Annotated in this window: 19 protein-coding genes; 5 read left to right on the top strand and 14 right to left on the bottom strand. The window is 44.5% G+C overall.

The genetic code is table 11. The annotated features are described in order from the left end of the window. Positions 1–118 precede the first annotated feature (118 nt). The 7 genes from ACYTXU_RS13210 to ACYTXU_RS13180 form a co-directional block, all read right to left on the bottom strand. Positions 119–769: a hypothetical protein gene (locus ACYTXU_RS13210; RefSeq protein ID WP_462207304.1), complete on the bottom strand. Its 651-nt coding sequence runs from the start codon at positions 767–769 to the stop codon at positions 119–121. Beyond that, positions 766–1,386: a 7-cyano-7-deazaguanine synthase gene (locus ACYTXU_RS13205; protein ID WP_462209438.1), complete on the bottom strand. Its 621-nt coding sequence runs from the start codon at positions 1,384–1,386 to the stop codon at positions 766–768. Before ACYTXU_RS13205 ends, ACYTXU_RS13210 begins: the two co-directional genes overlap by 4 nt. Next, complete coding sequence (locus ACYTXU_RS13200; protein ID WP_462207303.1) at positions 1,386–2,711, bottom strand: nucleoside 2-deoxyribosyltransferase; 1,326 nt, start codon at positions 2,709–2,711, stop codon at positions 1,386–1,388. Before ACYTXU_RS13200 ends, ACYTXU_RS13205 begins: the two co-directional genes overlap by 1 nt. A gap of 2 nt (positions 2,712–2,713) precedes the next feature. Next, positions 2,714–3,100, bottom strand: a complete 387-nt coding sequence (locus ACYTXU_RS13195; protein WP_462207301.1) for a hypothetical protein — start codon at positions 3,098–3,100, stop codon at positions 2,714–2,716. A gap of 222 nt (positions 3,101–3,322) precedes the next feature. Then, a complete protein-coding gene (locus ACYTXU_RS13190; protein ID WP_462207299.1) occupies positions 3,323–4,573 on the bottom strand; it encodes an nSTAND1 domain-containing NTPase in 1,251 nt (416 codons plus the stop codon). Positions 4,574–4,734: 161 nt separating this feature from the next. Next, entirely contained in the window at positions 4,735–5,721 is a 987-nt protein-coding gene (locus ACYTXU_RS13185; RefSeq protein WP_462207298.1) for an alpha/beta hydrolase, read from the bottom strand. Positions 5,722–6,030: 309 nt separating this feature from the next. Then, the gene (locus ACYTXU_RS13180; RefSeq protein WP_462207296.1) at positions 6,031–7,698 is read right to left on the bottom strand and encodes a serine hydrolase domain-containing protein; all 1,668 of its coding nucleotides are present in this window, start codon (positions 7,696–7,698) and stop codon (positions 6,031–6,033) included. Positions 7,699–8,213: 515 nt separating this feature from the next. On the opposite strand from ACYTXU_RS13180, the gene ACYTXU_RS13175 reads away from it, so the two are divergent. The 4 genes from ACYTXU_RS13175 to ACYTXU_RS13160 are packed head-to-tail and all read left to right on the top strand — an operon-like array spanning position 8,214 to position 12,062. Beyond that, positions 8,214–8,804: a TRAP transporter small permease subunit gene (locus tag ACYTXU_RS13175; RefSeq protein ID WP_462207294.1), complete on the top strand. Its 591-nt coding sequence runs from the start codon at positions 8,214–8,216 to the stop codon at positions 8,802–8,804. Further along, entirely contained in the window at positions 8,797–10,185 is a 1,389-nt protein-coding gene (locus ACYTXU_RS13170) for a TRAP transporter large permease (RefSeq protein ID WP_462207292.1), read from the top strand. The genes ACYTXU_RS13175 and ACYTXU_RS13170 overlap by 8 nt, the downstream gene beginning before the upstream one ends. A 15-nt stretch (positions 10,186–10,200) precedes the next feature. After that, on the top strand, positions 10,201–11,004 hold the full coding sequence (murI, locus tag ACYTXU_RS13165) for a glutamate racemase (protein WP_462207290.1): 804 nt from the start codon (positions 10,201–10,203) through the stop codon (positions 11,002–11,004). Next, complete coding sequence (locus ACYTXU_RS13160; RefSeq protein WP_462207288.1) at positions 11,004–12,062, top strand: RDD family protein; 1,059 nt, start codon at positions 11,004–11,006, stop codon at positions 12,060–12,062. The genes murI and ACYTXU_RS13160 overlap by 1 nt, the downstream gene beginning before the upstream one ends. 58 nt (positions 12,063–12,120) lie before the next feature. Here ACYTXU_RS13160 and ACYTXU_RS13155 read toward each other — a convergent pair whose 3' ends face one another. Beyond that, positions 12,121–13,227, bottom strand: a complete 1,107-nt coding sequence (locus tag ACYTXU_RS13155; RefSeq protein WP_462207286.1) for a TRAP transporter substrate-binding protein — start codon at positions 13,225–13,227, stop codon at positions 12,121–12,123. Positions 13,228–13,358: 131 nt separating this feature from the next. Between ACYTXU_RS13155 and ACYTXU_RS13150 the strand changes: the two genes are divergently transcribed. After that, positions 13,359–14,090, top strand: coding sequence for a 2OG-Fe(II) oxygenase (locus ACYTXU_RS13150; protein ID WP_462207285.1), 732 nt, complete (start codon positions 13,359–13,361; stop codon positions 14,088–14,090). A 285-nt stretch (positions 14,091–14,375) separates the two neighbouring features. On the opposite strand, the gene ACYTXU_RS13145 is transcribed toward ACYTXU_RS13150, so the two are convergent. The 6 genes from ACYTXU_RS13145 to ACYTXU_RS13120 all read right to left on the bottom strand — a co-directional run bounded on the left by ACYTXU_RS13145 (position 14,376) and on the right by ACYTXU_RS13120 (position 25,299). Then, a complete protein-coding gene (locus tag ACYTXU_RS13145; RefSeq protein ID WP_462207283.1) occupies positions 14,376–15,164 on the bottom strand; it encodes a zinc metalloprotease in 789 nt (262 codons plus the stop codon). Between the two features lie 233 nt (positions 15,165–15,397). Continuing rightward, positions 15,398–16,531: a S8 family serine peptidase gene (locus ACYTXU_RS13140; RefSeq protein ID WP_462207281.1), complete on the bottom strand. Its 1,134-nt coding sequence runs from the start codon at positions 16,529–16,531 to the stop codon at positions 15,398–15,400. A gap of 358 nt (positions 16,532–16,889) precedes the next feature. After that, a complete protein-coding gene (locus ACYTXU_RS13135) occupies positions 16,890–18,023 on the bottom strand; it encodes a S8 family serine peptidase (RefSeq protein ID WP_462207279.1) in 1,134 nt (377 codons plus the stop codon). 238 nt (positions 18,024–18,261) lie between these two features. Beyond that, positions 18,262–20,088: a S8 family serine peptidase gene (locus ACYTXU_RS13130; protein WP_462207278.1), complete on the bottom strand. Its 1,827-nt coding sequence runs from the start codon at positions 20,086–20,088 to the stop codon at positions 18,262–18,264. Between the two features lie 406 nt (positions 20,089–20,494). After that, entirely contained in the window at positions 20,495–22,564 is a 2,070-nt protein-coding gene (locus ACYTXU_RS13125; protein WP_462207277.1) for a S8 family serine peptidase, read from the bottom strand. Between the two features lie 434 nt (positions 22,565–22,998). Beyond that, on the bottom strand, positions 22,999–25,299 hold the full coding sequence (locus ACYTXU_RS13120) for a S8 family serine peptidase (RefSeq protein WP_462207275.1): 2,301 nt from the start codon (positions 25,297–25,299) through the stop codon (positions 22,999–23,001). Positions 25,300–25,347: the final 48 nt, after the last annotated feature.

Below are 25,347 nucleotides of genomic sequence, written 5' to 3'. Positions count from 1 at the left end.
CGAGCTCATACAAATGGTCGCTGACAACATAACATTTTATTATATTGTTCGGTTGTAAGGCTCTATTATCATTATCCTTTTTACAAGCACTGCTTGCTCCGTTTACCGTAATCCTCATCTAAACAGGAAGACTCAACTGAACACGTTCTGGCTTTGCAGCTCGACTCCATAGCCAACTATCGAATTCCCTTCGTGGAAGGGATAAAAGATCAGCAGCACAACAAAAAGATTCTCTAAGGAAGTGATAGCTATCACTTTCAACTCCTGCTGCTTTAGCAAAGGACCGTACGTGACGATCAACTGCAATAGACTCGACACCGATTAAACACGCCATATAATCTACAGTTTTAGGCCCCACCCCTTTCACACTTTGAATTTCATCAAAAAGCTCGCTTGATACTAATTCTTCTCGCAAATCTTGAGCGTTTTCTACTCCCCAACTTTGTAAAAACAACACCAATTCATTAAAACGCCTTATTTTTTCACCATGGTGCCAACATAAAAACTCACCCGTCTCTCCTTCTTTTATCAGCTCTACCAAAGATGAAATAGTATTGTGACTTGGGTAGGATTGAAGAATAGCCTGTACGCGTGGACGCACAACAGTACTGTAATTAAGTCCAGCCTGAAGAATAGAATCTCCAATAACAGCTCCTAGGTGCTCACAAATGACACGTGGATGTTCCTTTTCAAAAATCAGACCTTCACTTTGTGCATAATTAACAATGCATCGTGCAGCATGCAACACTTCTATAGCGTAATTAGTCATATTAAATCAGCCTCTTTCAACGCATTCAGTCGCTCCACACAGTTTGGACAGGCTCCACACGGGAATTGTGCCGAAGCTTGGCACGAATAGGTTCGCCCAATAGGAACGTCTAATTCAGCAGCAACCTTCGCCACATCTGCTTTCGATGAGTTGCGGAATGGAGAATGAAAGCGCACAGGCCCGATGTTCGCTGTAAGTCCATCCAGACTATTCAAAAACGCAGCTGTACAGTCAATTTCTTTAGCGTGGTTGCTATTAATAAAACCGGTATATACATCAAAGATGCCAACAGTCTGTGCGCGGGCAGCTGCAGCAGCAAAAAACAGCATCGTTCTGTATGGAATGTATAAATCGTCATCCATAACCTCCTCAGTCCAAAGGTCAGCTTCTCGAATTAGTCGCGACGACGAACCTTGGAAGATGTCCGATATATTGAAGTACTCAGGCCGCTGCATATCCGAGGGCAAGACTTCATTCACTCGGTTCCACTCAATCTCCGAGCAGTGTTGCCCGTAGTCAAAGAAAATTGGTACAACCTTTACTCCTGCCGCCACAAGTTGGTATCCAACCGTTGTCGAATCTAAGCCACCAGAAGCCAAAAGGAGTGCTTTTTTCATCACAATTCAGTCCTTAATTTAGCAATAACGTCAAAGATACCATTGAGACACAAATCAAGATCCGCTGAGTATACCGAACTTCCAGCAATCACCATAGTGTTCTCATTTTCACACCGAGGGTCGTAGGTTATGACCGGCTTTCCCATCTCAATTGCCATGCCGATTTCAAAGAGCGTACCGGGATCGCGTCCAAGAGGAACCGCGAAGACCATAGAGCATTCCTTTATCATTTGACGATCCTTTTGATATGTGAGTTGGAGATCAAATTCGTTAGCTGGTTGCTTTAACTCACCATTTTCCTGTATGGGACATCGAACCATAAAGTTATGATATGTAAGACTTTTTACAGCAAAGTCTAACTCTCGTTTTTCAACATAAGAAAAGTCAGGCCCGGCAACGTAGATCGGGTAACTTTGACGATCGTGCCAAGGAAGTACCGTTCCGCCAAGCTCTTGCAGCACCTCCATGGGAAGTCTAAAATTACGCTGTACATCGCGCCTTATGTCATCGGGAAACGTTGACTGGGAGTATACTGAAGCAACCGAACTGCCTCGCCACGCAGCTTCAGCCCATCCCTTCTCAGAAAGCCCCACCATCACGCTAGAATAAACATCCCCAACACCAACTGAATTAATAGTGCTGCCCAAACTCGCAGGCATCTCATCAACACTTTCATTCTTGATGTTAAAGAGTCGGCTGCCACCTCTATTCTCTTTTAACAAAAACACGTCAGGTGAGAGTTCCTTAACAGCATCTAGCAATCCTTCAATATTGTCCTTCCCAAGCTTCATGAAAAGTGAGGATGAAGTCGAAATAATAATAGCTTCCACGCGACCTCTGAACACTTCTAGCAATGTAAGACTCTCAAGATCGTATGAGACATCAAACGATAAACGTGCATTCTTAGAGAACGCGGTGGCGAGTGTGCTAATATCGAACTTACCAGGAAAGATGAGCACTTTCTTATAATCCTTGAGTGAAGGCAGAGGTCTATGTAGCTTCACTTCCTTGGTATCACGCATCAAGTCTTCATATCCTTGTTGAGATACCTCCCTCACGTCACCAATAAGAACAACATTCGGTGCGCCGACAACATCACCAAGCCAGATGAAATCTTTGCATCTTATCTCTGAAAGGTATCGTTTTGCTTCTTCAAGAAGGTACTGTGGACAAACTACGGCCACTGAATATTCAATATCTGCTGCCCATAAACCTCGCGCTGCATGGCATACACCACCTAATCGAAGTTTACTCATCGCTCCATTTTGAGGAAGCGTATAATCCACAATAAGCTCACCAACAATTAATACTGGCTGCGTAGTCATAATTATTGCGGCTTGAAATCGGCAGATATAGTTGGAACAGGCTCAACTGCCGAAGATGTCACTACCCCAACATAAGTGAAACCATCGTTCATACAAGCCACAAGATAGTTGTATTCTGTTGGTAGCGCTCCAACACTCACTCCATTAACATTAACAGCTAAGACTCGCTTCTTATCAAGGTGAATACTTAATTGTTCCCCGACACTAGGTACAACTTTGGACTGCGAATAAAGGTCACAATTGCCGACGTCCTCTAACAGCACAGTAAATGCTTTCTTACATTTATCTTGTCCGCTCGCCCCCCCTTCCCTATCAGCCCCATCTTGACCTACTTTTTTAGATCTCGTACCAGGATAATCTGAAAATCGTCCGGATCCTGTACTTCCCATAATAGTCTCCTTTGTAAATTTTAAATACGAACATTATTTAATTATTACTTAACAAGCTACAAGATAATTGAATATCGCAACTTGTAATTATACAAATTATATTTATTAAACATCCTCAGTTTTACTTCTATAAACTCTCTAATCTACTCAATCCATAGCGTTTTTTTTATTTATTCTGCACGAATAATTTATAGGAATTTTTGATCGCTCAAGCTTCCATTATTAGTCAGTTACGCTTATGTCTTCTGTTTCAGGCAGCATTGTTAAATTTGCTAATCTAATAAAGCTTGGCATCCTAGGGTCATTAAACTTATACACTCCTTTGGCTAGCCTCCTTAGTATCGTCTCTTTATCCTCAGACACAATTTTTTGTAGATAATTGTTTAGCCACCCCTGACTAATTTCTCCTCCCCATAATATTGAATAAGCCTTTCTTAAGTTTGAGGCGTTAAATTCATCTTCTTTAATTGATGAGGCTGCAATTAGTATTTTTTTAAATTCTTCAGTATTTGATGATCTTACTGCTTCGTTATAAGTTGTTCTGAGAGCACCTTCTGCATCCCCACATGCATCGTCAGTTGCTCTTTGAATATGCCCAAGAGAAATTTCATTTCGAGACTCTGCAATTGCATTTTCTGAAGATTTCAATGCTAACAAGTGTGCAAAATGTGCATAACCAGCACTTACTTTAACTATTTTTCTAATAGCAGATTGTGCAAAGACTAAACCAAGCTTTTTGCTTCCTTCAAGTACAATTTGCTCTACTTCTTGATTTGATAACTTTTTTAAGGGTGTTTCTTTTAGACATCTTTGGACTGATTTATGCCCATGTGTTAATTCACTCGAAGTTTCTGCTATACCCACGATCAAAAATTTTAACTGTGATCCTTCATCACTTAGCTGCTTTACCAGTTCAGCTACTTTCCACTTCTCTTCTTTTTTTATAACATCTATCTCATCTAATAAAAAAATTGCATTTAGACCTTTCACTTTTTCCGCTACCCAGCTAGGAGAATAGGCTCTACCTTCGAATCCTTTTTTTGAGACACTATCTGAAGACTTCGATTCAACACCTGCATTAAAAAGTGGTAGTTTTAATCCAGCTTTTCCTCTTCCTTCATTTTGTGTTTGAGTATTGCTTACTTGAAGATCTATCCCTACCTCTATAAGCAACTTTTCAACTATCGTTAAAAAGTTATCACTACTATCACATCGTTTTTTTATCAGTGAGTCGTTCTTCAACGGTTTCAACATTTCTGCTGCTACATTTGCAAGAGAGCTTTTACCAACACCTCTATCCCCAAACAAAACCGAATGTTGCCCTGGTGTGTTTAACTGTTGAATAATACTTGATACTTCTTCCGACCTACCGAAGAATAACTCTCGAGTCATTATTGGTTGATATGGTGTGAATATTTCCCTTACTCCTGACTTCAAAATCCTTCTTTCTCTCTCTAAATTAAATAAATCCATGAATTATCCTTCCTAAAATGGTTTTGTTATATTTATCTATCTGCAAGACTTTATTATTATTAATAGTTATTTACAAGTCTCGAAAGAAACTGCTCAAGAGCAGATTCCCTAAAGGGATTTCCTTTGGTCCCCTGACTTTCATCAGAAGACCAGCTGTTGTGTCAGTTGCTTTTCTTTGGTTCTGGCCATGAGGATGGTAATTCGGCGATTTCGTCGCGCCATAGGTGTCCGATGCCGTTGATGATTAGATCCGGTAGTACTGTGTAGTGATCTTTTTCGGCGAAGATTCTGGTTTTGAGCTCTAGCGAGGGATAGTGGCGCGCGGTCAGTGTGCGCGACAGTCGGGCTGTGGATTCTACAATGCCTGAGATGGCGATGAAGTATTCTTCGGTTTCTTTTTCGCCGACGGCCATGAAGATTGCTACATCGAGATCATCATGAGATTCGGCGTATTTCATTTCGGCATCAAATACGGCACCTTTGACGCCTTCTAGATAGGGGCTGCCGATTATCATTTTCTGGAACGCATCGGGGCGTGTGAACAGGCTATAGGCGGCAAACATTCCGCCAGCCGAATGCCCTAGTAGTGCATGCTCTCCTGAGAATCGGTATTCCTTAGCGAGTTCTGTTCTAACATCGTCCACTAGAAAATCCAGGAAAGCATCTGCTTTATGCGGGAATTCTGGTATCGGCGCCAATTCTGACCAACGCTCACCGGGCAATCCCGCTGGGGCATAACCATCCCCGGGTGGCGAGAAGTCTACGACTCGTCGACCAACGCCTGCTAAGCCTTCCTCGGTTGGACTGCCGACGCCAACCACAATCATTTCAGGTGCTAGATTGCCAAGCACTAAAATATCGAGTAATCCGACTGTTGAGCGCATGATCATTGGTGAATCCAATACCCAGAGTACGGGATAGGTTTTGTCAGGCTGAACCTTGTAGCTTGCCGGTAGGGCAACCGTTACCTGGTGCGGATACGGAATGTCTTCTGACTGGAAACTTTTTGGTTCGAGGATTTCCATGTTGACCCGCGAGCCGGGAATTGTTGCCAGTTGCGGGTTTGCCCATGCTGATGCTGGAATGCCTATCATCAAGAATGAGGCGGTCATCAACACTAGTTTAAGAGTTTGTATTAGTGGTTTCATTTTTTGTCCTTTCGTTATGACAGCTAAGGCCTTGGTATGTTGGCGTACTCCTCTGGTCACGCCTTGAGGACTAACAGGTCACTGTAGGGCGTACTTCGGCGCACTCTACTCTAACTATAAAGAACTTAAAAAACCTAAGAGCAGATTCCCTAAAGGGATTCCCTTTGGTCGCCTGAATTACCTAAAGGTATTCCCGTTGGTCACAGTTCAGGATGACATGCCTTTGAGTCATTTTTTGTCCTTTAATTTTTTATCATGCCTAGTTTTGGGGCGAGCGCAGCTCGCCCCTACCGTTACATATTAGCGTCTCTATTTCTTTACCAACACTGTATCTTTGCCGTGCTGGGTGATTATCAGTTGGTTTTTATCGGCTTCAAAGTTGATGACGATTCCGGCTAGTTTGAAGCGGAAGCGGGTTTCGCTTTCGGCTGTTAGCGGGAAGTCGGATTGGCCGGTGGCTTGTCCGTAAAGGCTTCCTTCTTTGATGCTGATTTCGAGATCAAGCGGGAAGTCGTCGGCGGCGTAGACTCCAACGTATTGTTCTAGCACTGCCTCTGATACTTCAAAGCCTTTGTGTTTTTTTGCGCCTTCTTTGGTGAAGGCATAGCCTTGTCCGCCCTGGATCAGCACGAACTGGGCGATGTCGCGGTCATAGCGTATTTCGATGCCGGCTTCAATGTATTCAAACTTGTCGTCTGGGTAGGCGGTTAGCGGGAATGCTCCCTGTCCGGTTGCCTGGGCATAAAGCTGGCCGTCTTTGATGCTGAGTGTGATATCCAGCGGGAAGGTGTCGCTGCTGTAGTCGCCGACTAATGGTTCCAGTTGTTCTTTACTCAGCTCAATGGGTTTGTCGAACTCTGGTTCGGCCACGGTTTTTCCATGATAGGCGTCGAGCATGGCTTCGTAGATTTCGCGCATGTCGTAACGTAGGGCATTGGATAATAGGACGACGCTTAAATCTTTTTCTGGGTAATAAGCAAGATGCGTTCTAAAGCCTTCGATACCGCCATTGTGCCAATAGCCTTCGAGTTTATCGTCTTCCTCGCCATAGCTGGTTTCGAAAATGCCAAGGCCATATTTCATGTCCATGGTGGTCATGGTTTTGAGGCTGTCTTTGCTGATGACTTTGCCGTCGAATAACAGATTGATGAATCTATTCAGATCATCGGCGTTAGATACTAACGCGCCAGCGGCTCCCGGAATGTTCATGTTCCACTGCGCCATCTTGCCCCACTTGCCTTTGTATTCAAATGAGTGCACCTCGCCTTTATTATCGTTGATAGCGCTTCCATAGTAGGTGTCGTTTAGCCCATAAGGCTGACTGATCCGTTCTTCGACAATTTTAGCGTATGATTTCTTCTCGATGTCTTCGGCGATAAAGCCTAGTAGTAAGTAGCCACTATTGCTGTACTCTGCTTTTTCACCAGGCTCGAAGACGGAATCGAAGCTTTCGATTCTCTTAACCAGGAAGTCTTTGTCTTTCGGTAAATACACATAGTTGATGAAGTCTGGTTCGCTGGTGTAGTTAAAAATGCCGGATTGATGATTGAGCAGATGCTTGATGGTGATCTTGTCGGCGTTCTTTACTTTGGGGTAGAACTTCGACAGCTTGGTGTCGAGCGTTAGTTTTCCTTCTTCGATCAGCTGGAAAATAATTGCCGAGGTAAAGGTTTTGCTGATTGAGCCGATTTTGTATTTAAGGTCGTGGTCTGTGCTGGTTCTCCATCCTTTTTTCGCTTTGTTACTTGGCTGGATGGTTATTTGGTAGACCGGTGTTGTGTCTTGGTAGATAACAGCGGTTCCCAGGAAGCGGTTGTTACCGGCTAATAGGTGAAAGTAACGATCTAATTGCTGCTCGCTTTGCTCCGTTAATGGTTCGGTGGCTTTTATGACGTTCTCTTTAGCGCTATCGGCCATAACCATAGGGCTGGCGATGATGGCTAAGCTCAGCAAAGCACTCTTCACTGTTGATTGCATACGATTCTCCTCTTTTTCCTTTATCTTTATATTCCTGGCGCTTTCTTCCACTGTTCAGTTAGCAGACAATCGGCCCGAAAAACTCTTTATTTCGATTGTTTAACGCTGAGCCAATCATTTTATTCCCATTACTTCTAACACGATATTTATTCTATGTATAAAGTTGGTTCTAAATGTTACTTTTTAGCTTCTCAGCTATTGGATCTTTAGGCTGTTTTGGAGTATCTTTATCAGCCTGAGTTTTTGCTTATTTTTTATCCACAAGGTTAATATTTCTGTGGATAACTATGGTGAAAACTTTTTGAGGGAAACTGGGAATCATATAATAAATCACCTATATAGGTTTTGGGGAATCTATCCTTCGTCGATTTTCTCAGTATTTTCAGGCTGTTACAAAGCCAACTAAAAGAACCTTATTAATATGCGGGTTTGTTAATATTTATTCAAACCTGTGGATAAGCCGTGCCTAAATTTTCATTTAGTGCTTAATAAACATAAATTTAAGAGTCAGGACTATGGTCAAACGCCCTATTCTTGCGCTAATACACATCCTCGAAAGTTTTACCGAGTGGACCGGCAAGCTGATTAGCTGGCTGACCCTGTTTATGGTGCTGATCGTGGTTGCTGTTTTGGTCCTTCGTAATATTTTTGGTATTAGCGCCATTCCGCTACAAGAATCCGTCACCTACATGCATGGCATCGTTTTTATGCTCGGTGCGGCCTATACCTTAAAGCATCATGATCATGTGCGGGTTGATGTCTTCTATCATCGCTTTTCGCATCGCACTAAAGCACTGGTCGATATGGCGGGCTTTTTGATTCTGTTGTTACCGGTATGTATTTTCCTGATTGTTTACAGCCTCGATTACGTCATCTTCAACTGGAAGATTAAAGAAGGCTCCAGCCAACCTGGCGGCTTGCCTTACCTTTATATGTTTAAAACCGTGTTGCTGGCGCTTCCGATCACATTGATTATTCAGGGGACGGCTCAATTCCTGCACAATCTGGCTTATTTATTGAGCTGGAAGCCTTTACCGCATGGCGCGGAGGAAGACACTGAGTCAGTGCCGCAGATGACCGGTGACAAGGAGATACATCATGGCTGATACGCTCTTTAACTTAATGCCATTGTTGCTGTTCCTGTCAGTGTGTCTGGTTCTGCTATGGGGTTATCCGGTTGCACTGTCTCTGGCCGGTGTGTCTTTAATCTTTGTGGCTATTGGCGCCGGTACCGGCATGATCGAACCGATTCAGCTCAACTTTTTGCCTGGCCGCCTGTATAAGATTATGGAGCGAAGTACCCTTATTGCGGTGCCGCTGTTCATTTTTATGGGCTTGATGCTGGAGCGCACCAAGATTGCTGAAGATCTGCTGGATTCGATGGCAACTTTATTTGGCAAGTTGCGCGGTGGTATGGGCTTTGCGGTAACGATTGTTGGCATGTTGCTGGCGGCCAGTACTGGTATTGTTGGTGCAACGGTTGTAACCATGGGTTTGCTGTCTTTGCCAGCGATGATTAAACGCGGCTACCAGCCAGAGCTGGCGACCGGGGTTATTTGTGCCTCGGGAACCCTTGGCCAGATTATTCCGCCTTCAATCGTGTTGGTTCTGTTAGGTGATGTACTGGCTAATGCCATGACCGAAGCCAAGAGTCTTGGCTTACAAACCGATCAAGTTGCCTCTATTGGCGATCTGTTTATGGGCGCTATTATTCCGGGCATGATTCTGGTGGTTGGTTATATGCTGTATATCGCTTTTGTGGCCTGGCGCAGACCCAAAGCGGCACCGGCGATTGAATTCGATGACAAGGTCGATATGCGCAGCGTTATCTGGAAAGCGCTGATTAACCTATCAATGCCTTTGCTCCTGATTGTCGCCGTTTTAGGTTCCATTCTTTATGGTATCGCCACGCCGACTGAAGCCGCGGCGATAGGCGCTTTGGGCGCTATTGTACTGGCTGTTTTGCGTCGCAAGTTAACGCTTGCTCGTTTGCTGGATGTGATGCGCTCAACGGTTAAAACCACCAGCATGGTCTTCCTGATTTTAATTGGCGCCTCCATCTTCTCGCTAGTGTTTAGAATGTATGGTGGCGATGAATTAATTCGACACTTCTTCGCCGATCTACCCGGCGGTTTGTTCACCGCATTACTGATCATCATGTTGGTAATGTTCTTGCTCGGTTTTATTCTCGACTTTATTGAGATCACTTTTGTGGTGGTACCAATCGTTGGCCCCGTGTTGTTGATGATGGGCGCTGACCCTATCTGGCTGGGCATTTTAATCGCGATTAATCTGCAAACCTCATTCCTGACACCACCGTTTGGTTTTGCGCTGTTCTATTTACGTGGCGTAGCCCCGAAAAGCATCCGAACTTCGCAAATTTATCGTGGTGTTATACCCTTTATCGCGATTCAAATTGTGGTGTTGGCGATGATTGCTGCCTGGCCATCTTTAGCTACCTGGCTGCCCGCCTATGTCAGCGGTTAATTGAGGTGAATCATAATGAGTAATGCACCTATTGGTGTTTTTGATTCAGGTGTTGGCGGCTTATCGATTTTAAAGTCCATTCGCGAACATTTGCCTAATGAAAATCTGCTCTATGTAGCAGATTCTGCCTACGCGCCTTATGGTCGCCTGCCTAAAGATATTTTGCACAAACGCTGTAGCCACATCGCCAACTTTTTTATTGAGCAGGGGGCTAAGGCTATGGTTATCGCCTGCAACACTGCAACAGCTGTCATGGCAGAATGGTTACGCAGTGAATTTGATATTCCAATCATCGCCCTGGAACCAGCGATTAAGCCAGCAGCCTTCGCCACCCGCACAGGCAAAATCGGCGTTTTTGCTACTGACCATACACTGAAAAGTGACCGTTATAAGAAATTGCTAGCGGAATATGCCAAAGATAAGAAAGTGTTTGAGTCTGCCTGTGATGGTTTTGTTGAGCAGGTTGAGAGCGGTGATTTAACCAGCGTAAAAGCTTTTCAGTTAGTCGAGAAATATCTGCAGCCCATGATTGATGAACATATCGATGTGCTGGTTCTTGGCTGCACCCATTATCCGTTTTTAGCCCCACTGATGCGTAAAATTTCTTCGCAACAGGTGGCAGGAAATCAGGAGCTACAGATTATTCACACCGCCGATGCCGTATCTTTGCAATTAACCAGAATCCTTGCAGAAAACCAACTGCTTAATTTTAAAGATCAGGAATATGTACGATACTATACGAGCGGCAATGTTAAGACTGCAAACCAGGTTATGTCTGTTTTGCTTCAGGAAGAGATTACTATTCAGGAGATGCTCTAATGCAGACAATTGATTACAGTAAATACAGTTATAATGAGCTCCTTCAGGCACTCAATGCAGTGGAAAAGGAGCAATTTCCAGATAACTATCAAGCCATTATTAAAGAACTTGAAGAGCGAAAACTAACCGGCAACATTGAAGCTTTCGATATAAAAGGAATGCCTTATTTTGCAGGCTTTTGGCGCAGAACTATTGCTTATCTCATTGACGCTCTTATATTAACGTTGCTATTAATGTTAATCGGAATTTATCTTTTTGATTTTTTTTCTACCTTTGGTTCTTACGCTATTTTTATCGGCTTTGTTATATCGGCCAGCTATTTCACATTGGGCTACAGTAATATTTTACACGGTCAAACTATTGGCAAGTCTCTTCTTGATATCAGAGTTACGGACCAGCAGGGCAGTTATCTTTCAATAGGACGAGCTTTTCTTCGCTATACCGTTTTAGATCTTCCTTTTTATGTTTCTGCAATCATCCTTTTTTGGGTAACCCCTTTTAGCGTTATAGATTTTGTTATTACCCTGATATCCAGTTTTGTTTTGATTATCTCAAGTTACTTATTTATATTTAATCGCCCTAGTCGTCGTATGCTCCACGATTATGCTGTAGGCACGATGGTGGTGAATGACTCCGCAGAAAAACAGCTGCCCACCCCATTCTGGAAATGGCACTTCTTGGCAATTGTTCCACTGCTTCTCGTTGTATTTTCCTTATCTTTCGATAGACACCAAGACAAACGAGCAATTATTAATCAGTTTGACACTCTCATACCTCATCTTGAAACAGAGACTAATTATCTTGTCACGGCTGTAAATATTAACGTTTCTTCACATCCTTCTATGGGTGGCGTAAAACAAAAAAACCTTGTCATTAATATTCATAGCTTTGATACAGACATTGACCTAGATAAAGCAGCGAAACAAATTGCAGATTTAATCAAGGAACATCCCCAGACTCAGCTCTTTCAGAATGTTTCTATTATTATTTCTACAGGATGGAACCTCGATATTGCTCGAAAAGTCCGCTCACAAACTCACCGGTTTTCTTTAAAATAAAAAAAGGCGCCAATTGGCGCCTTTTTTTAACTATTTTTAGCTCTGTCTTTTTTCTAGCTTATAGCCTTCCCTGATAATAACTGACCTCTGAAACCTGATGCCAACTCTTGGCCTGATCACGGAAAGTTTTAAAGGATTGTAAAATCCGTTGATCGAGTTCTGTTTTGGCCTGTTCTTCAATCATAGTATCTGAAATCGTCTTTAATTCATTAAGCACATCTTTGGGTAATTCTTTTAGCTGCACGCCATGTTTGGTGACCAGTGTTTGCAGCGCTTTATTATTCTCAGCCGTAAAGTGCGCGAGCATATCAGCGTTGGTTACTCGACAGGCGTGGCGAACGACATCCTGCAGATCCTGCGGCAATGCCTCAAAGGCTTCTTTGTTAATTAACGCCTCTAGCGTTGAACCTGGCTCCTGCCAGCCCGGATAATAGTAATATTCAGCTGCTTTAAATAAACCGAAGGCCAGGTCATTATAAGGACCAACCCATTCAGCAGCATCAATGGCACCGGTTTCCAGCGAAGTAAAGACCTCACTGCCGGGCATTAGCACTGGAATGCCGCCTGCCCGCTTCCAGACTTCACCACCCAATCCTGGAATACGCATTTTCAGGCCTTTAATGTCATTGATGGAGTTAATTTCTTTATTAAACCAACCCGCCATCTGCACGCCTGTATTTCCCGCTGGCTCTGGAATCAAATTAAATGGCGCATAGAGTTCACGCCATAATTCGATACCGCCGCCATGCAATAACCAACCATTCATTTCCTGTGCGTTGAGGCCAAAAGGTACCGCCGCAAAGAAAGGTGCCATCGAGAGTTTTCCTGACCAGTAATAGGCAGCGCCATGGCCCATTTGCGCAGCGCCGGTTGCGACCGCTTCAAAGACCTGTAACGCCGGCACTAACTCACCCGCTCCGTAAACTTTGACTTCCATGCGGCCACCACTTAACTGACCAATTAACTTGGCCAGATATTCAGCACCTTCTCCTAAACCGGCAAAGTTTTTTGGCCAAGTGGTCACCATGGTCCATTTGATCTTCTCACCATTTTTAACCGCTACCTGACCGTCAGCACATTCAGTTGGCGCACCGCCGCACGCAGCCAAACCCGCGACTGCTGCACCAGCACCCAAAGCTCCAATAAACTTTCTTCTTCTCATCATTTTTACCGTCTTTATTCTGAATTTATATGATTACATAAAAGGACTGGCAACAATGTACCCAGTATAATAGGCTATGGCAACTTTGATTAATAAAAGACCAACATCATATTTACAAATGGGGTTATATTGGTATGTCCAGTTTCATTAACATTTATAAAGAAGCATTAGATCCAGAATTCTGTCAGCGCTGTATCGAAAAATTCGAACAGAGCAAACACAAACACCAAGGCCAAACCGGCGCCGGTGTCGATAAAATCAAAAAGAATAGTACCGACATTACCTGCACCAGTTTTCCGGATGAGTGGCAGGAGGAAATGCTTCATTTGCAAAACGTTGTGTTGCGTGGTTTGATTCATTATGTGCGTCAATATCCATTCCTACTAGCAGGAGCTATTTCGCTTCAGTATCAGAATAAAGAAGGCGAGATGGAAAATTTGAGCTATGTTGATGTTGAAAAGATGGATGACGCCAGTTTAGGCGAGTTTATTAAAGCCGTTTACCGTCTTGGCCCTGTTAATATGCAGAAATACGATAAAGGCCAGGGTGGCTATTTCCATTGGCACTCAGAGCATTACCCGCATCCAACCGATCCGCATCAGGACAGCTTGCATCGTAGTCTGGTCTGGATGTTCTATCTGAATGACGTTGAAGAAGGCGGCGAAACTGAATTTTTCTACCAGCAAATCAAAAGCAAACCTGAGCAAGGCTCACTGGTTATCTTCCCTGCTGGCTTTACGCATACTCACCGTGGTCAGAAGCCGATATCTGGTGATAAATACATTTTCACCAGCTGGGTGCTTTATCAGCGTGCGCAAGACATGTATGGAACAGCCCCTCAGAATCAGCAAAAACCACAGCAGTAATCTATCTTCATTTAAGAACGGTGACTGGTAGGCTGGGATGAATAGAATGAATCCCAGCTCTCTTTTGAATTCATAGATTGAGTTAAACCCAAAGAGGCAGACCCGCGCTGGTACTGACTTCCATACCTATATGTGATTAGGGCGGGCACATTGGCCCGCCCCTACCAGATCTGAATTCATAATATAGGTTAGACATAAGCCTTATCCCATTCTATAACTTCACGCTTATATGCGATGTATAAAAAAAGCGCTCCAAGGAGCGCTTTTTATTTTTACAGGTTCGGATCAATGATGTTCAACAATATCATTGTAGCCCTCGGCTAGAGTAATGTGGTGAATCCACCAGGTTCCATCAGGCCCTTTTGCTACTCTAATCTGTGCCCTGCCTTTTTGCCATACTTTGATGCCCATTCCTACATCTGCAGCTTTGCTGCCGCATTTTTTTGGTCCGCCACGGCAAGGCTCTTCACTGCCAGAGCCATCGGTTGTTTCATAACCATCGTCATGGCTATACATTTGAGTTAACAACTGTCTGTCATGAGAGTTTGGCCATTGACTATTCACATCATTCGAATAGTCCATGCAGGTTTGCTGACTCGAACCATCTTCTGATGTATGGCCTAAACCATAAACATGCCCGATTTCCTGACACATCACGTGATTGCGGTATGCTACCGATGAAGATGCCAGATAACTGTCATTCATCTTTGCTACACCCTTAATAATATGGCCATTTGAATCCAAGTTAATTGATGCCAGTCCGGCCCAGCCGTTATAACCGTAGTTCGCATTACATACCCGCATTTTGCCGTCTGCCGCTCGACACTGCTTACGTGTTCGACTGGAGTCATCCTGCCCTACTTCATTGTGAGAAATAGGTGTACCCTGTTCCCACTCAGCCAAGGATTGAGTATAGGATGCTTGCCAGTCTGGCGATACGCTGTCAATTACCGGCAGGTTCAATCCATTTCCGAGTGTTGCCCAGTGATAATCAGCCCATTGGTGGTCTGCATTTGCCATCATTGCAGTTGAACTCAACAATGCCACGATGCTTAATTTAGTCGCTATTTTCATTTCCTTCTCCTTTGTTAGTCCAAGTACCTTCACTTTCCACAGTACAACTGGTTTGAATAGGTACTTTACTCACACTTTTATAGCAACTGGTTAAAAAATAATCTGCTCTTAGTTCACATTTACCTGACTGTATTTTTTAGCTACATCATGTTTTACATTTTGCATAAAAAAAGCGCTCCGAGGAGCGCTTGAATTAACTATCCGTTAATTATTATTAGTTGTAGACAACACCCTTACAGATGAATAATCGGATCTGGGTTGCCGTCTGGATCATTGCCGGCTGTGCCATCAGTCGATGGGTTACCGTTACGAAGCATAATTACAGCACATGCTGCTGGTGATGCCATTGAAGTACCTGACATGGTCGTTGTACCACCACCTTTTCTAGTAGACAGAATGCTCACACCTGGAGCAGCATAATCTACTGGTGGGTTACCATAGTTCGACCAGTACGGCATATTGTCATTCGAGTCTGTAGCTGAAATGGTGTAAACACGATTACCACTTGCGCGTGCTGGCGAGTAATTGCTGGCATGACTGCCGTCATTACCTGCCGCTACCACGAAGAATGCACCTGAGCTTTGTGCTGCCGCTTCTACCGCATTATCTACGTCAGAGCTAGCTGGGCCACCCAAACTCATGTTCACACAGTCACCTGAATTAGCATTTGCCGCTACATAGTCGATACCGGCAATAACACCTGAGTACGAACCTGAACCGCGCGAATCTAATACCTTAATCGGAATCACGGTTGCGCCGGCTGCAACACCGACTACGTCTTGGGTGTTATTAAGCGCAGCAATAGTGCCCGCGACGTGCGTACCATGACCGTTGCCATCGTCAACAGAAGCGTCTTTACCTTTCGTAAATGCGGTAAAACCTCGGCTGGCATCAACATTTAAGTCGCCGTGATCAACATCGATACCAGTATCAATGACCCAAGCAGTATAACCTGCACCACTGACTGGACCACCAACACGAGTCACGCTCCATGGGGTAGTCTGGACACCGCCACCACCGCCGCCGCCAGGCTTGCCTTTAAAGCTAACGCTAACAACGCCATCAGGATTCATGCTTTTCACATTCATGTCACCACCGAATGCTTTTTCAGCAGCATGACATGGCATGTTGACAGCAAAACCTTTAATTGAATTCTGGTAAACGTGGCGAACTGATGAATTAGCGCGTTGTGCAAGTCCTTTAGCAAGACCTTTGACTTGAGATGCATCGACTGAGTCGTTGAAACTCACGATACAACGATTTTGCACATTGAGCTCATCATTCGATGAAAAAGTTGGCTCGACAGCCAAAGCTGATGTGGAAAGAACCGCTAATCCAACGGCACTTGCGACTAAAGATTTCTTCATATACCTACCCCTTAGGATTTGTGAATTACTGTATTTATCTGTTTCGATATCTTTGTTTAGAAATAGCTGCTCAAAATATATTCGATTGAACAGGCTCCATTTTTATAGCAATCAATTTTTTATCACGCAATCATTATTTTAAATATTGAGAACTGGACAAACCAATAATTAAATATAATGTGAAAAGTGTCGATATGCTTTACAAAAAACCCTTCATTTGTAGCCTTTTGTAGCATTTTCTATTTCTCTCAGATTCTTCTTAGCAGTCTTCTTGTTGTCCATTGCCTATCTTTTTTTTTCACAAAAAAAAGGCGCTCAACTAAGAGCGCCTCTCCTACCCCAAAGTATCCAAACTTATCTATAGATGGATGATTGGATCTGGATTGCCGTCTGGATCATTGCCGGCCGTGCCATCAGTTGATGGGTTACCGTTGCGCATCATGATCACAGCACAAGCAGCTGGTGATGCCATTGATGTACCTGACATGGTTGTTGTACCACCACCGGCACGTAATGACAGAATGCTTACGCCTGGCGCAGCATAATCTACGGGTGGGTTACCATAGTTTGACCAGTACGGCATGTTGTCATTGGAATCCGTTGCTGAAATGGTATAGACACGATTTCCATTAGCACGTGCTGGAGAATGGTTGCTGGCGTGGTCGCCATCATTACCAGCCGCTAATACAAAATAAGCACCTGAGTTTTGAGCCGCTGCTTTAACCGCATCGTCAAGCTCCTGGCTTACTGGGCCACCCAAGCTCATGTTTGCACAATCGCCTGAATTAGCATTGGCAGCTACATAATCAACACCGGCAATAACGCCTGAATATGAGCCTGAACCGCGTGAATCCAAAACTTTAACCGGAACCACAGTTGCGCCTGCAGCAACACCAACCACGTCTTGCGTATTATTAAGCGCAGCAATGGTACCTGCTACGTGTGTACCATGTCCGTTACCATCGTCAACACCCGTATCTTTACCAGAAGTAAAAGCCGAGAAACCACGATTGGCATCAACATTTAGGTCAGTATGGTCAACATCAATACCGGTATCGATAACCCAGGCTGTATAACCTGAACCGCTGACTGGACCACCAACACGAGTTACACTCCATGGCGTAGTCTGGCCACCGCCACCACCACCGCCGCCAGGCTTACCTTTAAAGCTAACGCTAACAACACCGTCTGGGTTCATGCTTTTCACATTCATGTCACCGCCAAACGCTTTTTCAGCAGCATGGCAAGGTGCATTCACGGTAAAGCCTTTGATTGAGTTTTGATAAACATGGCGAACTGATGCATTCGCTCTTTGCGCTAAGCCTTTAGCCAACCCTTTAACCTGCAAACCGTCTACTGAATCATGAAAACTTACGATACAACGATTCTGCACGTTTAATTCATCGTTTGATGAATAGGTTGGTTGAGTTGCCGTAGCTGAGAATGACACGACGGCCATACCAACAGCACTAGCTATTAGTGTTTTTTTCATATACCTACCCCTTAGTGTGTATATAATTTATGTTAAAAGAATTGCTTTCAAACATTATTTTTTCTAATGAAAGCAGAATACTTATATCAACATAAATGGATACAATCAAACAAATTCTTGCTTTTTGTATAGAGGTCTTACCAATAAGTTTTACTAATGCATATTTGCATTGAGTTCTTTTCACTTATGCATAAAAAAGCCCCGCCGAAGCGGGGCTGATTATTACGCTAGTATTCGATTATAAGTCGAATGAAGCTGCACAGGTTGTTGTGCCAGACTCACAAATTGTTACTGTGTAAGTCGCTTGCTTGCTTGCACCTGAGTAAGATACTGCACCATCATTCACTTGAGTATCCTGAAGCACTGTAGCGCCACCTGAAGTTAAAGTGATGTCAACATTAGAGCTTGTGAAACCACTCCAAACTAGATCCAGCTGACCACCGCCTTTAGAACGGCTACCGCTTGCAGTTAAATCACCTGCTGGTGGATCCGTTGGGTCTGTAGGATCACCGCCGGCACAACCATTTGCAGTAATGTAATCGCTAGCTGCTTTGGCTTTAACGATACCATAACCGAAGTAGTCATCACGACCTGCTGCACCTTGATCTTCCGCAGTTGCTTTTAATGCTTCGCGAATTTCTGTACCAGTACAAGTTGGGTGATTAGACCATACTAGAGCTGCTACGCCGGCTACTGCTGGAGTCGCCATTGAAGTACCGCTCATGTAACCGTAATCGCTTGCACCTGAACTGATGCTGGCATTTGCTGCGCCTACGATGGCTGCTCGATCTTCAAATGCTGTACCTACCGCTGGAATGCTGGTTGTAACGCCAGTGATGTCCATGTAGATAACGCCTTCGCCAGCTACGTTGTTGATAACGACTGCACCAATACCGCCTGAGTTGCCACAGTTATTGATTTTGTCAGCAAAAGAAATGTTGCCGCGATCAATCACACAGATTTTGCCGTTAGCGCCTGAATCAGTTGCTTCAGCAGTACCCATGAAGTAAGTTGCGCCAGACACTGAACCAGTGTTGTCTGTTGCTGCTGTTGGAACGCCAACGCCATCAACAGTCAGGCTAGCAATAGTAGCGCCGCCAGCTGGGTAAGTTGATAAAGTATCAACACCACCGGCAGTTACTTCAACACCATAACCATCATGCGTTTCAGTTGTAGCTTGCTTACCACGACCAGAAGTCTTGGTGTTAGTTGGGAATTGAGAGAAGCTAGCAATGTTGTTGTTGCCATCGTTAGCACCAACCATCATCACTGATTTATAGCCTGCTGGGTATGAACGAACGTTGTTACCATCGTTACCCGCTGCTGCCAATACTAAACCACCGTTATTGGTGAAAGTGTTGAATGCATTCTCTTCAGTTGAGTTAGCACCGCCACCACCCAGTGACATGGTGATGATGTTAGCGCCAGCTTGCGTACATTTTTCTGCAGCGTAAGCCAAGTCAGAAGAATAACCCCAACCCGCTTCGTTAAATACTTTGATGATGTGCATCGGTACGCCAGGAGCCATACCTACTACGCCAACACCATTGTCAGCTGCACCAACTGTACCCGCTACGTGAGTACCGTGTGGGCCACCGTCAGTGAACCAGTCGCCAGTACCTGAATCGCTGTCACCAGTGATTACGGACCAGTTAAAGTCGTTATTTTTGCCGCCAGTTTCACCTTGAGCACCAGCAATACCAGAATCGATAACACATACTTTCTGGCCTGACTGAAGTACAAGCTGGTTAGCCTGAGATTGATAAACAGCATATGGAGTCAACTGCTGCGCACTTGGATCGCCCGCATCATCATTCCAGATTGCCATTGGAAAACGCTGGAAATCTTTTTCCATTGACTTGAAGCCTTTCTGGCCACGCATGGCGCTTTTGCCATTCTCATCAAGTTCAACAGCGAACCAACCATTACCTTCTACTTTAACCTGGTGACCTTTCTTAAGGCCTTGACCGTTGCTGTCGTAAGAAACGATCACGCGTTCAGCGTGTGCAGCTGAACCAAGCGCTAATAATGTGGCCGCGCAAGCCATCTTTACTTTAAATGACATTAAACCTACCCCTCGTTGGTTAAATTATGTCTTCGACTTATGTATTCAAATTAATTGAATGTTATTCTTTTGTGATTTATCAGAATGTTTCCAAGATCTTATCAATGAATATTTTCTGGGCACAAAAAAGCCCCATCTGCTATGAATGCAAATCTCAATTTCCATCCATAGCAAATGAGGCGCTAATGATTAAAGCAAAGTGATCAAAAAGTCGTCAAGCAATAATTAAACTAATTGTACAAATTAGTTAGTTTTATGCGAAATGTAACACTTTATTATGAGCATGTATCAGACTGTATCAAGAAAATGGTTATAATTTGAGCTGTTAATGCATGTTTGCATTAATTAAAAATTTTATTTAAAAAAAAAGCGGACCTAAGTCCGCTTTTTCTTATTACAAAGTATATTAGAAGATTACATTCACTTCAGAAGAACAGGTTGAAGTTCCTGCTTCACATACCTGGTAGCTATATACCGCGCCACCACGATTGTTAGTTGAGTCAGTGTAAGCACCGTCATTACTAGTAGTTGTTAGTAATTGACCATCGCGATAGATATCAACATTCGCTGATGCTGCACCGCTCCAAGTCAGGTCAACACTATGACGACCTTTCACTTTGTAACCAGAAGCACTCAAGCTAAGGTTACCACCACCAGTGTCAGCTGCTACTGTTACTGTTTGTGATGAGCTGTCAGTTTGACCTACAGTATCAGTCACAGTCAAAGTCACAGTATAAGAACCGTCTGCCGCATAACTGTGGCTTGGGTTAGCTGCTGTGCTTGAGTTGCCGTCACCGAAGTTCCAGCTGTAGCTTGCAATACCGTTATCATCTGAACTGCCGTCCGTGAAATCACAGCTTAGTTCAGTACATGCGAAAGAGAAACCAGATACAGGAGCTGTATCGTCACCGCCATTATCGCCACCGGCACAACCGTTCGCTGACAAGTAATCGTATGCATTCTTCGCTTTCACGATACCGTAACCGAAGTAGTCATCACGGCCTGCAGTACCTTGATCTTCCGCAGTTGCTTTCAACGCTTCGCGGATTTCAGTACCGGTACAGCTTGGGAAGTTAGACCAAACTAGCGCTGCAACACCGGCTACTGCTGGAGTCGCCATTGAAGTACCGCTCATGTAACCGTAATCACTGGCACCTGAACTGATGCTAGCTTCAGCGGCGCCTACAATTGCTGCGCGATCTTCATACGCTGTACCTACCGCTGGAATACTAGTTGTAACACCAGTGATGTCCATGTAGATAACGCCTTCGCCAGCTACGTTGTTGATGACAACTGCACCAATACCGCCTGAATCGCCACAATTATTGATTTTGTCCGCGAATGAAATGTTGCCGCGGTCAATGATACAGATTTTACCGTTTGCGCCTGAATCAGTCGCTTCAGCAGTACCCATGAAGTAAGTCGTACCAGACACTGAACCTGTGTTGTCTGTTGCTGCTGTTGGAACACCAACGCCATCAACAGTCAGGCTCGCAATAGTAGCGCCGCCAGCTGGGTAAGTTGATAAAGTATCAACACCACCGGCTGTTACTTCAACGCCATAACCATCGTGTGTTTCAGTAGTTTTGTTACCACCTCGACCAGAAGTGACTGTGTTAGATGGGAATTGTGAGAAATCAGCAATATTGTTGTTGCCGTCGTTAGCACCAACCATCATCACTGATTTATAGCCTGCAGGGAATGAACGAACGTTGTTACCGTCGTTACCCGCTGCCGCTAGAACTAAGCCTCCGTTGTCAGTGAAAGTGTTGAATGCATTTTCTTCAGTTGAGTTAGCACCGCCACCACCCAGTGACATGGTGATGATGTTAGCGCCGCCTTCAGTACATTTCTCTGCTGCAAATGCTAAGTCAGAAGAATAACCCCAACCTGAAGCGTTGAATACTTTAATGATGTGCATTGGTACGCCAGGAGCCATACCAACAACACCGAAACCGTTATCTGCCGCACCAACTGTACCGGCTACGTGCGTACCGTGTGGGCCACCGTCAGTGAACCAGTCGCCAGTACCTGAATTGCTGGTACCGGTAATAACTGACCAATCAAAGTCAAAGTTCTTACCGCCCGTCTCGCCATTACCGCCGGCGATACCAGAATCGATCACACATACCTTTTGGCCAGGCATTAATGATAGTTGGTCTGCTTGAGATTGATAAATTGCGTAAGGTGTTAATTGTTGAGTGCTTGGATCGCCGGCATCGTCATTCCAGATTGCCAGTGGGAAGCGCTTGTGGTCCGCTTCCATTGACTTGAAGCCTTTCTTGCCACGAATGGCGCTTTTGCCCTTCTCGTCCATCTCGGCTGCGAACCAGCCATTACCTTCTACTTTAACCTGATGACCTTTCTTAAGGCCTTGACCGTTGCTGTCGTAAGAAACGATCACACGTTCAGCGTGTGCAGCTGAACCAAGCGCTAATAATGTGGCCGCGCAAGCCATCTTTACTTTAAAAGACATTAAACCTACCCCTTAGTCTGGATAACTCTTTTCATCATTATTTAATTTATCATTAATAATGATAACTAAATCATTTGCCCAAAATTTCAATCTTACGATTAACTCTGCACAAATGAGGTGGTCCCGATTAGAGCAAAGCAGGTTGAAAGCCGTCAAGGGATAATCCAGCTAATGCGTAAAATTAGCTAAACTTATCATGAATGTAAGGAAATGTATCAAGACTGTATCTATACGTACACCGAAAAGTGTAAAGAATATCGGCATTAATTAATAAGCCAGGTTTGATTTACTGAGACTATAAGATTAGTTTTATTAATCATAAACTATGCTTTATCCATTTTTATATTATCCTTCGCCCACATGCGGGGTGATGATCTATGGGGTATAAAAAAGGCCGCCGAAGCGACCTTTGATTTGACAGCCTGTCATACTATCTAGTTAGAACTTCCTTCCAGACTTACTCCTGAGTAGCTGCTATAGCCATAAATCATGATGTAGTAAGTGCCTTCCTGGGCAGTCAATGAACATGACTCTGCATTACCGTATTTGTACGGACGGCAATCATAGCTCGATGTGGTTGGCTCCGAGCCAAACTTAACGTACAAGTCTGCATCACCTGAACCACCAGACATCACAACATCTACCACTGAACGTCCCGCAGGAACTTCTAGCGTAAAGTACTGCTTGCTGCCTTGTGCTCCAGACACATTAGACTCGCTCAAAGTGTCATTGATTGGATTAGAGCTTCCATCCACATAATCTGCGACTAGATCCACACCAGAGTAAGCCTGGTAACCACGAATCATCACATGCCATGTACCAGCCTGTGGCGAGGCAAAACTACAGTTCTCGGTATTACCACCCTTGTACGGACGACAATCATAGCTTGATGTGGTTGGCTCAGAGCCATACTTCACATAAAGATCCGCATCACCAGAACCACCGTTCATGTCAAAGCTTAGATCCGTTGCACCGGCTGGAACTTCAAAGGTAAAGAAGGTTTCTGAACCTTGAGCACCACTTAGGTTTGTAGTAGCAACGCCTTTTGTTAATTCATTACCACTTGGAGGAGGCTCAGTTCCACCGCCGCCACAGCTGCTGTTGGCGAGATAATCTACTGCTGCCTGTGTTTTAACTAAACCATAACCTGTTTTGTTATCAACTCCCGCCGTACCCAAATCAACTGCTGTAGCTCGTAGAGCATTACGGACTTCAGCTGCGGTACAACTTGAATGGTAACTCCAGGCCAAAGCCGCTACCGCACTGACGTGAGGTGTTGCCATTGAAGTACCATTATAATATTCCCAATTCTGGCCACTGTCTTTCGACATGGAAACGCTTTGACCCGCTCGATTAGCCAGCTCCAGTCCAGTGGAGCGATCCACTGATACCACAGGAGTGCTGCCAATTTTACTGTCGAAATCGATCAGGAATGGATGCTGTAACCCTGGACGCGCCGCGTTACTGTAAACCACAACACCTGATGCACCGGCATCCATACAGGCATTAACGGCACGGTACTCTGGATAGTTATTTTCTGTAGAGCTGGTATTGTCAGCCTGGTTCTCACCACGCTCAACCAGACATACTTTACCCGCCATACTCGGGCAGCTATAGCTGGTACCCGAAGTGGTACAAACACCTAGTGTGCCAGAAGCAGAACCAACATTTGCACCATTATCAAATTGTAGGCTGCTGTTGTAGAAGTTCTGTGGTACCACGCCATTATCGAAATAATCGACGCCACCGACTTCCAACTGACCAAGATGACCATCGCCAATAGCAACGCTCGATAGAATCGCTTCACCGGGTCCTGCTAACTCAACCTGATCATTACGCTGTGAGAAATTGGCATGTTGGTTCCCAGAATCAACTGCAGCGATAGATACCACGTCATCATACGACGCCGGATACGAGTAAGAAGTGTCCCCACCATTACCCGCAGCGGCGATACTTAATACACCATTGCTGTAATAGTTTGAGAAAGCATTTCCTTCTGTAGTAGAAGAACCACTTCCACCTAAACTCATGCTCACAACATTTGCGCCAGCAGTAACACAGTCATCGACCGCGTTAATCAAATCAGATGAATAACCCCAACCTGACTCGTTGAACACTTTGATGATGTGTAAGTTGACATTACCATTAGGCATAACCCCTACCACACCTGAACCGTTAGCAACCGCAGCGATGGTGCCAGCAACGTGGGTACCGTGTGAACCACCCGGCTCGTACCAGTTGCCAGTGCCTGAGTCGTTAGTACCCGAAACACTGTTTGAGCTTAGGTCTGAATTATTGATGTCGTAACCTGAATCAATGATACATACCGTACGGTTGCCCGCATTAGTGTCGGATACCAAGTCAGCCTCAACACGCGCAAGGCCCCAAGGTTCAACTTCAGTGGTATTAAGATTGGTCGACATCAGCTTACGCCTTAAGTCAGGCTCAACATATTCAATGTTTGGATTATTGCGCAGGCCTTTAAGAGCTTGAGTCGGTACTTCAATAGCGAAAGCATTATGCTGTTTCAAGTCTACTTTAAGATCACCGCCAGCTCTTGCCGCAGCAGATTTTACCGATCGACCGTGTCCAGGTTTGAATTTAACAATAACTCGCTCTTTACCATTGGCTACTGCTGGAGCTGTGTCCACTTGGCTACCAATGTCGGCTGCTTGAGCTGATACGCCCATTGCCAACAAAGTAGCAGCGCAAGCCATTTTCATTTTAAATGACATTAATCTACCCCCTAGGTTTGATTTTTTTAGATAAAAAAAAGCCCTATC

It is taken from the genome of Kangiella sp. M94 (genome assembly GCF_054926195.1).
The sequence above is the reverse complement of the archived record's forward strand: the minus strand, read 5'-3'. Positions and strand labels throughout refer to the sequence as shown.